Below are 12,713 nucleotides of genomic sequence, written 5' to 3' on the forward strand. Positions count from 1 at the left end.
ACGCGCGCGAGAAGTACGACGAGTTCGCCGACAGGAAGGCGGACCTCGTCGCTCGTGCCCGCACACAGCGGGAGTGGTCCAGCCAGGGCGTGCGCAATGCCATGAAGAAGGCGCCCGACAACGACAAGATCAAGCGCAAGGCATCGATGGAGTCGAGCGAGAAGCAGGCGCAGAAGGTTCGCCAGATGGAGAGCCGCATCGCGCGCCTGGAGGAGGTCGAGGAGCCGCGCAAGGAGTGGCAGCTCGAGTTCACGATCGGCTCGGCGCCGCGCTCCAGCACGGTCGTCGCGACGCTGTCGGACGCGGAGTTCCACCAGGGCGACTTCGTTCTCGGTCCGATCTCGCTGCAGGTCAACGCGGGCGAGCGCATCGGCATCACCGGGCCCAACGGTGCCGGAAAGTCGACGCTCCTGCGGGGCCTGCTGGGTCGTCAGCAGCCCGATGCGGGGCGCGCAGCCCTCGGCGCCAACGTGCAGATCGGGGAGATCGATCAGGCCCGGGCGCTTCTGTCCGGCCCCCGACCGCTCGCCGAGGCGTTCGGTGATCTGGTGCCCGAGATGAGCGCCGCCGACGTGCGCACGCTGCTCGCGAAGTTCGGGTTGAAGGCCGACCACGTCACCCGCGCGGTCGACGAGCTTTCACCGGGCGAGCGCACGCGCGCCGGAATGGCGCTGCTGCAGGCGCGCGGCGTGAATCTGCTGGTGCTCGACGAACCGACGAACCATCTCGATCTGCCCGCAATCGAGCAGCTCGAGCAGGCGCTCGAGTCCTACGAGGGAACGCTCCTGCTCGTGACGCACGATCGCCGCATGCTCGCCGCCGTCGCCACCGACCGCAACTGGCGGGTCGAATCAGGGCGGCTCACGGAGCTGTAGCGCGGGGCACGTATCGCGACGCGACGGCACCCGAGCCGTACTCGATCCGTTCGGTCAGCTCCAGATCGAGCGGTGCGCTCAGTCCGTCGAAGAGCCTCGGGCCGTGGCCGGCGACACGCGGGTGCACGACGAACTCGTACTCGTCGATGAGGCCCAGCTCGGCGAGGGCCGTGGGCAGCATCACGCCACCGGTCGCGACGTCCGCATCCCGCTTCAGCGCGCGCACGGCGGTGGCCAGGTCGCCGCGCACGAGCTCGGCGTTCCAGTCGACGCTCTTCAGAGTGCTCGAGACCACGTACTTCCGGGTGGCGTCGATCGTGCGGCCGAACGGCTGCATCCAGTCGGGGAGCGCGGTGGATGCGGGCGGTCGCCACGCATCCTGCATCATCTCGTACGTGACGCGACCGAACAGCAGCACGTCCGCGCGCGCGATGTATTCCGCCGCGCGCCGGTGCAGCTCCTCATCCGGAATCGCGGAGCGATGATCGACGCAGCCGTCGAGCGTGACGTTGATCGAGTAGCGCAGCACTCCCATGGCGTCAGGGTAGGACCCCCGGACGCTCGCGGCTAGCGTCCCTGGCGCTTCTTGTAGGGCTTCGGCTGCCCTTTCACGATGGGCGCGCGGCCCTTGCCCTTCGACGCCTTGGCCTTGCCGCCGCCGGGGCTCTTCGTGCGCACCGCCGCGGGCGCGTCCGCGATGCGCGTGCGGGCTTCGTCGAGCAGCAGCGTGCCGGCGGGGGTGAGGCGGGTGGGTGCCTCGCGGATGACGAGCGGCTGCCCGACCTCTTCCTCGAGCTTGTCGAGGGCGCTGTAGAGCGCGGGCAGGGCGATGCCCAGCGACTGTGCTGCGCGCGGGAAGTGCAGGTGCTCGGCGAGAGCGACGAACCTCACCAGGTGCTCGAGCTTCATAGGTGCCTTCCGATCGCCGACGATCCATTGTCGCAGCAGGTCCTCGTGGGCCGTGTCGGCGGATGCTGCAAGGATCGACACATGCCGATCTTCGATCACCTGGGAATCACCGTCGAGGACGTGCCGGGCGCGACCGTGCAGTTCGATCCGATCATGGCCGCACTCGGCTACACGCGGGCCGATGCCGACACGTCGGTCTCCTGGTGGCGCGACGGTGAGACCGAACTCATCCTCATGCCTCCGCGCGAGGGCGGTTCCGGCCCTCACGTGCACGGGCGCGTCGGATGGCAGCATCTGGCCTTCGCCGTCGACTCGCGCGACGAGGTCGAGCGTCTGCACGGGATAGCCCTCGCGGCGGGCTGGACGCCGGTGCGGGCTCCGAAGGAGTACCCGCGGTTCACCGAGCGGTACTACGCGTCGTTCCTGGAAGACGCGAACGGCATCCGCATCGAGTTCATGCACAACCCGCCGCGTGACGCGGCCTAAGGAGTCGGGAACCTCGTTCCCGTGAGCTCCTGCGGCACGGCCCAGATGCGTCGGGCGTCGTCGTTGTCAGGCGCATGCCACTCGTGTCGGAGCTCACTGCGCGGAGCCCGGAGTTCCGCGACGTCTGGTCGCGGGGCGAGGTCGGGGTGCGCCCTCGGCCGACGAAGCGCTTCGTGCATCACGAACTCGGGCTGCTGGAGCTCGAATGCCAGACATTGCTGGACCGGGTGCAGTCGCACGCTCTCCTCGTCTGCACGGCTGCGCCGGGCTCGGAGAGCGCGGGAAAACTGCGGCTTCTGACCGTGATCGGTGCGGGGAGCTGAGTCGGGGTCGATGTCGGAGGTTCGGCCTAGCGTGAAGGTATGGACGAGGATGACACCTTCGACGACGACCGCCGCATCGCGCGGTCGTGGGAGGCGCCGCCGTCCGGGTTCGATGAGCCCGATCTGATCGACCAGGTCGTGGGGATGGCATCGCTCGTGTCCTCCTTCGCCGCCCAGCGGGCGGTCGCGATCGCCGAGGCGCGGGCGGCGGCACTCGTTGAGTCGGCGTCGCGAGGGGGAGACCGCGGCATCGCCGAGCGCTCGTTCCGGCTCGAGATCTCGCAGGCGCTGCGTGTGACCGAGTCGACCGCTGAGCGGCTGGTGTCGCAGGCGGTCGCGCTCACCGAGCGATACGACGGCGTGCTCGATGCGCTGGGGCGCGGTGCGATCACCGAGCAGCACGCCCGCATCCTGGTCGACGCAGTGGATGCCGCAGAGTTGCCCCTGCGCGGTGAGCTCGCGACGCTCGCGCTGGAACTCGCCGAGCGGATGCCGGTCGGTCAGTTCCGCGCCGCGGTCCGCGCCCTCGTCGAAGGTGCCAGGGCCGTCTCGCTCGAGCAGCGCCACGACGACGCGGTGCGGATGCGGCGCGTCTCGGTCGAGGCCGACAGTAACGGCATGGCGTGGCTGTCGGCGTACCTGCCGGCAGTCGAAGCTCGCGCGATCTTCCAGCGCCTGACCGCTATGGGCTCTGCTCTTCTGACAGCCGAGCGGGAGGCCGCCGCCGCCGGCGATCTCGCCGAGACCAGCGTCGGCGATGAGATCGACGGATCGCTCGCGCCGCGAACGCTCGATCAGGTGCGCGCCGACCTGCTCGGCGATCTGCTGGTCGACGCAGAGGTGACTGAACATCCCGAGGCGGTGCGGGGCGTGCGTGCCACGGTCGCCGTCACCGTCCCGGTGCTGTCGTTGCTCGACGATGACGCCGCGGCGATCGCGCCGGCCGAGCTCGACGGCGTCGGGCCCATCCCGATCCGCACCGCACGCACCCTCTGCGGAGCCGCGGATGGATGGATGCGCGTGCTCACCCACCCCGAGACGGGCGTCGTGCTCTCGGTGGGGCGCACGCGGTATCGGCCGCCTGCTGACCTGCAGCGCCTGGTGCGCTGGCGGGCGGCGCGATGCACTGCTCCCGGTTGTCGGATCGCCGCAGACCGCTGCGAGATCGACCACACCGTGGCGTGGGAGCACGGCGGCGAGACGCGTGCCGACAACCTCACCCCGCTCTGCAAGGGACATCACACCGTCAAGCACCACAGGGGATGGCAGACCCGACAACATCCAGACGGCGTGATCATCTGGACATCACCGGCGGGGCGTTGCTACCGCGTCGAACCTGAGCGACGAACACCGCGCTTCGCCCCCGCGTCCGCGGGGAGGGCGTACGGCGCGCCCGAGGGCGAGGCGCCGCCCTTCTGAGCGGTCCGACCCGTGCGGATCAGAGATCCGAGAAGTCGTTGGCGGGGGCCTGCAGCTCGCGCACCGTATCGCCGTCGAGGCCGAGCATCACGAACTGGATGCCGACGGATCCGGGGTTCACCAGCGACTGGGTGCCGGAGATCTCCACCGAACCGAGATCCAGCCAGTCCGCGATGCCGTCGCCGTTCTGGTCGTAGCCGTCGCGGGCTCCCGCATCCATCGCTTCCGCTCGCGTCGAGCCGACGGAGATGCCTTCCTGCGTCGCCACCGGGACACCGTGGAACGTCGCGGTCTCGACGGTGATGCTGGCCCGGCCGTCGGAGCCGGACAGGAGGGAGATCCCGTCGTAGTCGTAGCGCGTCATCTGCACGTCATAACCGGGAGGGCCGTCGACCGTCTCCTGCGCCGGATCCTGATGGCTGATCGAGCGCAGGAGGTCCTGCAGCTGCTGCGACTCGGTGTACGAGACGACGGTGGTGTCGCCGTCGTGCGCATAGGCGACGGCCTGGATGCCGACGATGAGTCGGTGGTCCGCGGAGGAGGGTGAGGTCGTCGGTGTCGTCTCGCTCGGAACGGGTTCGGCGGCCGGAGCGGTGGCGGTGCAGGCGGCGAGCAGGGCTGCGGCGGCGGCGAGTGAGAGGGCGGCGAGGGAGCGTCTCATGCGGTTCACGGTAGCCGGACGCTCACCGCCCAGAACGGGAAGTGCGCGCCGCTCACTGGGAGTCTTCTGAGGACACTGCCGTCGGTGTCGTTAACGATATATCGTGAAGTATCGTTCACGATCTGAGGAGGTCACGATGAGCAATCCATTCGCGGGTGCAGGATTCGGTGGCGGGCTGCCGGGAAGTCTCTGGGACGCCATGGAGCAGATGCGGTCCTCGGTCGACAAGCGGGTCGGCTTCCGGGTCGGCCGCGGCGATGTCCGCGCCGCCGTCCTGCTTCTCCTCGCCGAGCAGCCGATGCACGGTTACCAGATCATCAGTGAGATCGCCGAGCGCAGCGGTGGTGCGTGGAAGCCCAGCGCCGGCTCCGTGTACCCGACGCTGCAGCTGCTGGCGGACGAGGGCCTGATCGTCGCCGAAGAGGCGGGCGGGCGCAAGACGTACTCGCTCACCGAAGCGGGAGCTGCCGAAGCCGAGGAGGCCGCCGAGTCCGACGCGCCCTGGGAAGCGCCGGGGATGCGCGACAGCGGACGTATGACGGCGCTGCCGAAGGCCGGCATGGAGCTCGCCCAGGTCGTCGCTCAGGTTGCCCGCACCGGTTCGCCGGAGCAGGTGCAGGCGGCGGTCGACGCGCTCGGTGAGACGCGCCGACGCCTGTACGCGATCCTCGCCGAGGACTGAACCCGGTGCCGCCGGCAGGTGACGGCGGAGCGAACCCGGTGGTGACCGATACTCGGGCACGCTACAACCGGATCATCCGCTTCGCCGCGCGCGCCCTCGTCCAGGTGTGGTGGTTCGAGCTCGTCCTGCCGCGCCTGGGCCTGACGCGTCTCGCGATGCGACGTCAGCCGCAGCGGATGACGCGGCTGGCCCGTCGGTTCCACGCGCTCGCGCTCGAACTCGGCGGCCTCATGATCAAGGTCGGACAGTTCCTGTCCTCCCGCCTGGACGTGCTGCCGCCCGAGATCACGAAAGAGCTGGAGGGCCTGCAGGACGAAGTGCCGCCCCTCCCGTTCGCGGCCATCCGCGCCGCCGTGGAGGCGGAGCTGGGTATGCCGCTCGAGCGCGCGTACGCGCGCTTCGATCCGGCGCCGGTCGCCGCAGCCTCCCTCGGGCAGGCTCATCGCGCACGCCTGCACGAAACCCTCGCGCAAGACGTCGGCTTCGCCGAGGTCGTCGTGAAAGTTCAGCGTCCCGGCATCGACAACATCGTCGCAGTCGACCTCGCGGCGCTTCGCCGCGTGGGCGGCTGGCTGCGCCGCATCCGCGTCGTGTCGGAGCGTGTCGACGCGCCGGCGCTGGTCGAGGAGTTCGCCACCACCAGCCTCGCCGAGACCGACTACCTCCACGAAGCGGCGTGGGCGGAGCGTTTCGCCGCCGATGTCGCCGACGATCCGCGCGTCGACGCCCCCGTCGTCGTGTGGGAGCGCGTCACCCGCCGCGTGCTCACCCTGGCGGATGTCACCGCCATCAAGATCTCGGATGCGGACGCCCTCCGTGCGGCGGGAATCGATCCGGCGGCCGTGGCCGCAGTCTTCGCGCGCGTCATGTTCGACCAGCTGTTCCGCCGCGGGTTCTTCCACGCCGACCCCCACCCCGGCAACGTCTTCGTCACACCGGATGCCGCCGTGGACGGCGGCTTCCGGCTGACGTTCATCGACTTCGGGATGATGGGAGAAGTACCCGATACGCTGCGCGACGGACTGCGCGGTCTCCTGATCGCCGTCGCCGCACGCGACAGCAAGCGCTTGGTGGAAGGGATCGGTCGGGTCGGCGTGCTCTTACCCGACGCGGACACCGTCGAGCTCGAACGCGCCATGAGCACGCTGTTCGCGCGTTTCGGCGGCATGGGGTTCGCGGAGCTCCGGGACGTCGATCCGCGGGAGTTCCGCGAGTTCGCCGTGCAGTTCGGTGATGTCACCCGGGAGATGCCGTTTCAGCTGCCCGAGAACTTCCTGCTCATCATCCGCTCGATGTCGATCACCTCGGGCGTGTGCAGCACGCTCGATCCGGCGTTCAACGTCTGGGATGCGGTCGAACCTTACGCGTCCGAACTTCTTCGGGCCGAGAGCGGCAACCTGATGCGCGACATGCTCGGCGAAGTGGCGTCGGTCGCCGCGATCACCGCGGGCCTGCCGCGGCGCGCGGACGCGCTCATCACGCGCCTCGAGGAAGGACGTCTGACGGTGGACTTCTCGCGTCTCGAACGACGCTTCGCGCGGACCGAGAAGCTGGCGACGCGGGCTGTGAGCGGTGTGATCTTCTCCGGCACCCTCATCGCCGGCGTGCTCCTGCGTCCGTCCGACGAGGTGCTGGGATCGGTCCTCATGCTGCTCTCGCTCCTGCCGCTCGGACACGTCGTGCTGGCCGGGTGGTTCGGCAGACGCTGAACCGACCACCGCGTCACGCACGATACGGTGGGGGCCATGCCCCGCCCCCGGTCTTTCGACGAAGAGCTCTTCCTCGATGCGGTCACCGAACAGTTCTGGATCCGCGGTTATCGGGGCTCCGCGGTGACCGATCTCTCGGCCGCCACCGGCGTGGGCAACGGCAGTCTCTACCAGGCGTACGGCAGCAAGTGGGCGCTGTTCCTGGTGATCTTCCGACGTTACTGCGCGGCGCGCCTCGACTTCGTCGAGGCCGCCCTTGTTCCGGGGCAGGATGTGGCCGACACCGTCCGCGCCTACCTCGCCGCCGTGCGCGCCGATTGCGCGGCTCACCCCGACCGTCGCGGCTGCCTCATGTTGAACACGATCGCCGAGTTGGGCTCGGACGAGGAGGTCGCGCGGATCGTGGCAGGCACGCTGACGCAGATGGAGCAGCGCATGGCCGACGCGCTGGCGGAGGCAGCCGGTCGCGACCGCTCCGACGAGGACGTGATCGCCGCGGCGGCCAACGTCGTCGCGCTCTCCCAATCCCTCATCCAGCTCTGGCGCATCGGCCGTGGTGAGGGGGAGCTCGCCCGTATGAGCGAGCAGGTGGCGCTCGCCGCGTCGGGAGTGCTCGCCGCCTGACCGGATCAGCGGATCGCGATCGCCGCCTCGGGTGTCGCGACGCGGAAGCTCAGGCTCTCGATCAGGTACAGCTCGACCGCGTCCCGACTGTGCGCCGTGTATCCGAGCGAGATGTCCTGTCCGGACTCCAGGATGAAGTCGCCGCCGCGCAGGCTCACCACGACCGCACCTGTGATGCCGGGCGTCCAGGTCACCGGACCGGCCAGGATGCGTTCCAGGTGCCGCTGCAGCACGGCGCCGCCCGCGTCGCTCCCGCCCGAGATCTCGGTCCACGTCGCCGTGTCGACGGCGAGGCCGTACGGCCCGCCGACCCCGGCACCCGACAGCGTGGCGATCGCGTCGGCCACCAGCGGTGCGAGCCGCCCCGGCTCTGCGGCGCCGCTGAGCGGCGGATGCGGTGACGACGGGATGATGCCGACGAAGCCCGCGGCATCCCAGCCGTGGAAGACGGCGGCGTTCTCGGCGCTCGCGAGCGCGACAGCGGCCTCGTCCAGGGGCGTCAGGTCCGTGTCGACGGCGCCGCGGGCGTCGTCGTCGAGTTCGCTGCGCGACAGTGCGAAGTCCGCGCGCAGCTCCGCGAGCGGCAGCACCTGGCGTGAACGCCCGGTGACGCCCGCGAACGGCGTCGAGAAACTCGTGCCGACGCGGCCCAGGGCGGTCGCCGAGTGCTGCCAGCCCAGCGGGCCGACGAAGTCGACCAGGCGCCGGGCGCCGAGGGCGGGCTGCAGGCGGGTGCGCGCCTCGTCGTCCAGGGTGTCCCAGGTCGCGTCGGTGATGGGCGCGATGCCGCGATAGAGGTGATCCATGAGAGTCCTTCCGATCGTCAGAAGCGCCCGCCGATGCCGAGCGAGGAGTCCGCGGCGGACGCGGGAGGCTGAGAGGTGGCGGGGGCTGTCTGCGTCTCGTCGTCGAGTCCATCCAGCACATCGGGGCGCGGCGCGAAGAACACGCTGCCTGTCGCCGCGGAGGAGAAGTCGAGCAGTCGGTCGTGAAGCCCGGGCGGGTCGCCGATGAACATCCGCTCGAGCATCCGCTGGATCACCCAGAGATCGCGACAGCATCCGATGAAGTACGTACCGAACTCGGCGGCGCCAGGGCGACCGAACGGCATGTTGTCGCGGAGGATGTCGTGCTCGACGCCCTCGTCGTCGACGATGGTCGCCAGCGTCTTGTGCGCCTTCTGACCGCTCGTCACATCGTCGAGCTCGACGTTGTCGGCCTTCGACCTGCCCATGATCGACTCCTGCACCTCGGTCGGAAGCGCTCGCCAGGCGGAGAGCGGATGCAGGTACTTCTGGGTCACGATGTAGGTGCCGCCGACGTGGTCGGGATCCTCGTCACCCACGAGCACGGTGTCGGCGATATCCTCGCCGACCGGGTTGGCCGTGCCGTCGACGAACCCGAGCACGTCCCGTCGGTCGAAGTACCGGAAGCAGGCCGTCTCGTCCTCGGTTGTCACCGCGTCGCCGAGCGCATCCATGAGTTGCCGCTCGAACTCGAAGCAGATGTCGGCGCGGTCGGCGCGGATGTGGAAGAGCAGGTCTCCTGCCGTCGCCGGTGCGGTGTGCGCCTCGCCGACGATGGGCGCGAACGGTCGGAGCTGCGAGGGGCGCGGTGTGCCCACGAGCCGCGGCCAGATCTCGCTTCCGATGCCGACGGTGCAGGTGAGCGTCGCTGAGGGATCGCGGAAGGCAACCGCCTTGATCGTGTCCGAGAGGTCCGCGAGGACTCCGCGTACGCGGTCGAGCCCGTCCGCTCCGGCAGTCACGCGCAGAACCAGGAACACAGCATGCGTCGACAGCGGTGAGCCGAACTGCTGCATGGCTCCCGGCACGAACGAGGCGGGGTCGGCGCGGCGCGCGTCGTCGGCCATGGGCTTCCCTTCCGACGGCCCAGGGGAGCACCGTCAGCGTCAGTATGGACTCGCCGGGCGGGGGAGCGCTCCGACACCGGACGAACGTCCGCGCGACACCCGGCGGGATCTCCATCGGCGGCGGAGTCGACCCGGAGATGTGGAGCGCCCGCTCCATCACGTACATTCGTCTGTGCGGGGAGGAAGAGTCATGGAACGAGAACGCGCACTGGGCGACTATCTGCGCGCCCGACGCAATGTCCGCCAACCCGAAGAGGTGGGCCTGGAGCGCGCCCCGGGCCGGCGCGTACCGGGTCTGCGTCGCGATGAGGTCGCGCAGCTCGCCGGCATCAGCGCGGAGTACTACCTCCGTCTCGAGCAGGGGCGCGGCGCTCGTCCCTCCGATCAGGTACTGCGCTCGCTCGCGCGCGTCTTCGGCCTGGATGCGGAATCCCGCGCCTACCTCGGACGCCTCGCCGCCGGCACACCGGCCCTGGCTGCGCCGGAAGACGCGGCGGTCGCCGACCAGATCGCGCGCGTGCTGGCGCAGTGGACGCACACGCCCGCGTACATGTCGGACCGCCACCGCGACGTCGTCGTGGCCAATCCGCTCGCCGCAGCGTTCGGCTTCGGCGGATTGGCAGCCGGACAGAACGTCGTGATCAACCTCTTCAACGATCGGATGAAGCGCACGCTCGATCAGTGGGAGCCGATGACCAGGGCGGCCGTCGCGACCCTCCGGCGTGATGCGGATCCGGATTCGCCCCGCTTGAAGGAGATCGTCCAGGAACTCTCCCACGACGAGGACTTCGTGCGCATCTGGGAACGTCACGACGTCTCGGGGCCGGAGGACGCTCAGATCTCGATCATCGTCGAAGGGCTCGGCACGCTGGATGTCGAGATCCAGAACTTCAGCGTGCGCTCTCTCCCGGGCTACATCATGACCGTCATGGCGGCGCCGCCGCAGTCTCTGGCGGCCACGGTTTTCTCACGGCTCGTCGAGCGGCTGGCGGCTGCGGAAAGTGGTACTCCCCGGGCCTCCCAGCCTCTTCAACCTCCTCGGTAGCCTTCCGGGTGTCGGTCCTCACGAAGGAGCACCCATGACGTATCCCCCCGCGTCTTGCCCTGTCCGAGCGGGTATTCCGCGATGAACCTCCAAGACGTCGTCGACGAGCTGGCGGAGGCGATCGGCCGCTCGGTCGTCATCAACGACCTCGCCTATCGTCCGGTCGCCGCCTCCGCGCAGGGCGATGAGATCGACGAGGTCCGAGCGCGGGCCCTTCTTCGCCGCCAGACCGCCCCGAAGGAACGGGCGTACCTGGAGAGCCTTCGCTTGCTGCAGTCCCGCCGACCGCTCACGATCGATTTGACGCGCTTCAACGCCCGCGAGCGTCTCGCCATCCCCATCTGGACGGACGATGAGCCGGTGGGCGTCCTGTGGCTCATCACGGGCGGTATGCCGTCCCTCACCGAGCACGACTACCGGGCGATCGATGCTGCCGTCGCGGTCTCGCGCGACCTGCTCGTCACCCATTCGCGCACGGCCACGGTTTCGGTTCGCACCGCCGTCATGCGGGATCTGCTGGCCGCCGACGTGCTCGCCCGCCGCGAGGCCCTCACTGCCGCGGTGCGGTCCTACGGCGTCGAGCGGGGACCCGGCAGCGTGGTGCGTGCGGTGGCCGTCGGATATGACACCGGCGTGGTGCAGCGGGCAGCGCTCGGGCGGGCGTTGGAGAGCCTGCCTGGGGTGCGACTCACGTTCCTGGGCGAGGACGGCGCCTCGTTGCTGTTCCTCGGGCACGCGTCGGACACAGACGCGACGGATGCGGCGATCGCCGCGGAGACGGCGGCGGCGGACGTGCTCCTTCGCGCCATCGGCTCCGCCAGCCTCACGCGTGAGGACAACGACCTGCGCGAGGTCGCCGATCGGGCCATCGCCGCCGCGGCCGTCGCCGAAGTCCTCCCCTCGCTGGGCGGGCGCGCAGCCGCGGAGGAGATCGGGCCCTGGTTGCTGATCTCCGACGTCATCGCGGACCCGAGCAGGCTCGCCCGGTTCTCGCCGGCGGCGCATGTGCTGCTCAACGATGCCGATCCGTTGCGCCGGCAGACGATCGAAGCATTCCTGGACGGCGCGGGCCGCGTCCGCGAGGTCTGCGACGTGCTGCACATCCACCGCACCACGCTCTACTACCGGCTCGAGAACATGCCCGAACCGGTCCGCGAGGCGCTCGATGACGGCCTGTCGCGCAGCACGCTGCACCTCGCGCTGAAACTCGCCGCCTACTGGGAGCACTCGGGGAGGATCTGAGCGCCGGCGGTGTGACGCGCAACGCTACGACAGGCGTCGAGACAAGAGGGGACACCCGGTCGCACCTCCCGCGGCCCGCGCGCGCCTAGCGTCGAAGCCATCACATGCGAGACGAGGTGATCGTGATGGCAGAGATGCCGACGATCGTGCTGGTGCACGGTGCTTTCGCGGACGGAGCGAGCTGGTCGCCCGTCGCGTTGCGACTCCAGGGGGCGGGGTTCGAGGTGCGGGTGCCCGCCATCTCGAACCGCAGCCTCGCCGACGATGCCGACTACGTCAGCGCGTTCGTCTCTCGCATCCCCGGGCCCGTCGTGCTCGTCGGGCACTCCTACGGGGCCACGGTGGTGGGGGTGGCCGGGCGAAGCGAGAACGTGGCCGCGGTGGTCTTCGTGAGCGGATATGTCCTGGATGCGGGCGAGAGCGCGGCGGAGATCCACGCCCGCTTCCCCGCGGCGCCGGCGGTCGAGTTCTTCCGCGAGGCCGCCTATCCGGAGCTCGGCGACGGCACGCGCCGCGACGTCTGGGTTGATGAGAGGGAGTTCGCGTTCCTCGCCGCGCCGGGTCTGCCCGACGACGAAGCCGAGGTGCTCGCCGTGACCCAGCGTCCGCTCGATGCGGCGGTGCTCAGCGAACCCGCTCAGGCCGCGGCATGGCGCACGACGCCGGCGTGGGGTGTGATCGGGCTCGATGACCGGGTCGTCAATCCGCAAGCACTGCGCTGGGCCTATCAGCGCGCAGGAGCCCGTCAGATCCTCGAGCTTGATGGTCCGCACCTGCTGATGCACACGCATCCCGCCGAGGTGACCGCGCTCATCGTCCGCGTGGCGGCGACACTCGTCTGAGCGCGACCCTCCGAGCGCGGTGC

15 protein-coding genes are annotated in these 12,713 nt (G+C 69.9%); 10 read left to right on the forward strand and 5 right to left on the reverse strand.

All coding sequences use genetic code 11. The features are described 5' to 3' along the window. Nucleotides 1-185: 185 nt before the first annotated feature. Nucleotides 186-875: an ATP-binding cassette domain-containing protein gene (locus SK224_RS16785; RefSeq protein WP_413816783.1), complete on the forward strand. Its 690-nt coding sequence runs from the start codon at nucleotides 186-188 to the stop codon at nucleotides 873-875. Here the strand turns inward: SK224_RS16785 and SK224_RS06520 are convergent. Together SK224_RS06520 and SK224_RS06525 are read right to left on the reverse strand one after the other, a co-directional pair. Then, the gene (locus SK224_RS06520; RefSeq protein ID WP_320433948.1) at nucleotides 862-1,410 is read right to left on the reverse strand and encodes a dihydrofolate reductase family protein; all 549 of its coding nucleotides are present in this window, start codon (nucleotides 1,408-1,410) and stop codon (nucleotides 862-864) included. The genes SK224_RS16785 and SK224_RS06520 overlap by 14 nt on opposite strands. A gap of 32 nt (nucleotides 1,411-1,442) precedes the next feature. Beyond that, nucleotides 1,443-1,865, reverse strand: a complete 423-nt coding sequence (locus tag SK224_RS06525; RefSeq protein ID WP_320433949.1) for a LysR family transcriptional regulator — start codon at nucleotides 1,863-1,865, stop codon at nucleotides 1,443-1,445. Here SK224_RS06525 and SK224_RS06530 point away from each other — a divergent pair, their 5' ends adjacent. The 3 genes from SK224_RS06530 to SK224_RS06540 all read left to right on the forward strand — a co-directional run bounded on the left by SK224_RS06530 (nucleotide 1,866) and on the right by SK224_RS06540 (nucleotide 4,012). Continuing rightward, nucleotides 1,866-2,270, forward strand: a complete 405-nt coding sequence (locus SK224_RS06530; protein ID WP_320433950.1) for a VOC family protein — start codon at nucleotides 1,866-1,868, stop codon at nucleotides 2,268-2,270. An 83-nt stretch (nucleotides 2,271-2,353) separates the two neighbouring features. Beyond that, nucleotides 2,354-2,593 (forward strand): hypothetical protein, encoded by a 240-nt coding sequence (locus SK224_RS06535; protein ID WP_320433951.1) that lies wholly within the window; start codon nucleotides 2,354-2,356, stop codon nucleotides 2,591-2,593. Between the two features lie 39 nt (nucleotides 2,594-2,632). Further along, nucleotides 2,633-4,012, forward strand: coding sequence for an HNH endonuclease signature motif containing protein (locus tag SK224_RS06540; protein WP_320433952.1), 1,380 nt, complete (start codon nucleotides 2,633-2,635; stop codon nucleotides 4,010-4,012). A gap of 19 nt (nucleotides 4,013-4,031) precedes the next feature. Here the strand turns inward: SK224_RS06540 and SK224_RS06545 are convergent, their stop codons facing one another. Further along, the gene (locus SK224_RS06545) at nucleotides 4,032-4,673 is read right to left on the reverse strand and encodes a hypothetical protein (RefSeq protein WP_320433953.1); all 642 of its coding nucleotides are present in this window, start codon (nucleotides 4,671-4,673) and stop codon (nucleotides 4,032-4,034) included. A gap of 136 nt (nucleotides 4,674-4,809) precedes the next feature. On the opposite strand from SK224_RS06545, the gene SK224_RS06550 reads away from it, so the two are divergent. From SK224_RS06550 to SK224_RS06560, 3 genes are read left to right on the forward strand one after another with little or no spacing between them, the layout of a single operon-like run. Further along, a complete protein-coding gene (locus tag SK224_RS06550) occupies nucleotides 4,810-5,355 on the forward strand; it encodes a PadR family transcriptional regulator (protein WP_137417445.1) in 546 nt (181 codons plus the stop codon). A 38-nt stretch (nucleotides 5,356-5,393) separates the two neighbouring features. Then, nucleotides 5,394-7,064 carry an ABC1 kinase family protein gene (locus SK224_RS06555; RefSeq protein WP_320433954.1) on the forward strand — a complete coding sequence of 557 codons (1,671 nt, stop codon included), beginning with the start codon at nucleotides 5,394-5,396 and terminating at the stop codon, nucleotides 7,062-7,064. Nucleotides 7,065-7,100: 36 nt separating this feature from the next. Then, a complete protein-coding gene (locus SK224_RS06560; RefSeq protein WP_320433955.1) occupies nucleotides 7,101-7,688 on the forward strand; it encodes a TetR/AcrR family transcriptional regulator in 588 nt (195 codons plus the stop codon). Between the two features lie 5 nt (nucleotides 7,689-7,693). On the opposite strand, the gene SK224_RS06565 is transcribed toward SK224_RS06560, so the two are convergent. After that, complete coding sequence (locus SK224_RS06565; RefSeq protein WP_320433956.1) at nucleotides 7,694-8,494, reverse strand: family 1 encapsulin nanocompartment shell protein; 801 nt, start codon at nucleotides 8,492-8,494, stop codon at nucleotides 7,694-7,696. 17 nt (nucleotides 8,495-8,511) lie between these two features. Further along, nucleotides 8,512-9,561: a Dyp-type peroxidase gene (locus SK224_RS06570; protein ID WP_320433957.1), complete on the reverse strand. Its 1,050-nt coding sequence runs from the start codon at nucleotides 9,559-9,561 to the stop codon at nucleotides 8,512-8,514. A 190-nt stretch (nucleotides 9,562-9,751) separates the two neighbouring features. Here SK224_RS06570 and SK224_RS06575 point away from each other — a divergent pair, with 190 nt between their 5' ends. From SK224_RS06575 to SK224_RS06585, 3 genes are all read left to right on the forward strand, one after another. Then, nucleotides 9,752-10,606, forward strand: a complete 855-nt coding sequence (locus tag SK224_RS06575; protein WP_320433958.1) for a helix-turn-helix transcriptional regulator — start codon at nucleotides 9,752-9,754, stop codon at nucleotides 10,604-10,606. A gap of 81 nt (nucleotides 10,607-10,687) precedes the next feature. Further along, complete coding sequence (locus SK224_RS06580) at nucleotides 10,688-11,848, forward strand: helix-turn-helix domain-containing protein (RefSeq protein WP_320433959.1); 1,161 nt, start codon at nucleotides 10,688-10,690, stop codon at nucleotides 11,846-11,848. Nucleotides 11,849-11,973: 125 nt separating this feature from the next. Continuing rightward, entirely contained in the window at nucleotides 11,974-12,690 is a 717-nt protein-coding gene (locus SK224_RS06585; protein ID WP_320433960.1) for an alpha/beta hydrolase, read from the forward strand. The last annotated feature ends 23 nt before the right edge of the window (nucleotides 12,691-12,713 follow it).

The sequence above is a fragment of the Microbacterium sp. BG28 genome (assembly GCF_034044005.1).
In the GTDB taxonomy this organism is placed as follows: domain Bacteria; phylum Actinomycetota; class Actinomycetes; order Actinomycetales; family Microbacteriaceae; genus Microbacterium.